At 66.8% G+C, this 695-nt stretch carries 1 protein-coding gene; it reads right to left on the bottom strand.

Going from position 1 to position 695, the window contains the following annotated elements:
• Positions 1 to 19: 19 nt before the first annotated feature.
• The coding region (locus tag RHSP_RS31195; protein ID WP_200863315.1) for a bifunctional [glutamate--ammonia ligase]-adenylyl-L-tyrosine phosphorylase/[glutamate--ammonia-ligase] adenylyltransferase at positions 20 to 695 on the bottom strand (676 nt) is incomplete at its 5' end.

Below are 695 nucleotides of genomic sequence, written 5' to 3' on the forward strand. Positions count from 1 at the left end.
GCCAGCTTGCCATAGGCGATCACCGCGAACTGCGGCACCTCGCGATGGCGCTGGGCAACGGTCTGCCAGACCGCCTCGATGGTGACTTGCACCAGTACATCGGCCAGGCAGAGAGTTCGTCGGCCAGTTTTTCCACCGACAGGTCGCCCTCCAGGTCTTGCGCCAGCAGACGGAACTGCTCGGCATGGTGCAACTCGCGCAGGATGTCGAGCTGGCGTTCGGTATCGCCCTCGGCGGTGGCGAGTTGACGGCGGCAGTTCTCGGCGAAGGCGGCCCAGTCGGAGGCGGCCTTGAGGTTGCGGTCATCCAGCAATTCATCCAGCAGCAGCGGGTGGCGCGTGAGGTAGGTCGCGGCCCAGCCACTGGCGCCGATCATGCGCACCAGGCGTTGCAGGGCATAGGGATACTCGGTCAGCAGCGCCAGGTAGGCGGCGCGGCGGGCAATCGCTTCAAGCAGGTCGAGCAGTCGTCCCAGGGCGGGCAGCTGGTCGTAGTGCAGTGCCGCCAGCAGCGGCAGGCTGGTGTTGATGACGGTGTTGAGGCGGTTGCGGCTGGCCTCGGGCAGGCTTTGCATGCGCGGGGATTGCCAGGTCAGGTGCAGTCGCCGCGCACCGTCGGCGATGTCGGCCTCGGGGAAACCGACCAGGCGCAGGGCGTCGGCGAGTCCTTCGAGATTGTCGTTATCGCTCACACTC

The organism is Rhizobium freirei PRF 81 (assembly GCF_000359745.1).
GTDB lineage: Bacteria > Pseudomonadota > Alphaproteobacteria > Rhizobiales > Rhizobiaceae > Rhizobium > Rhizobium freirei.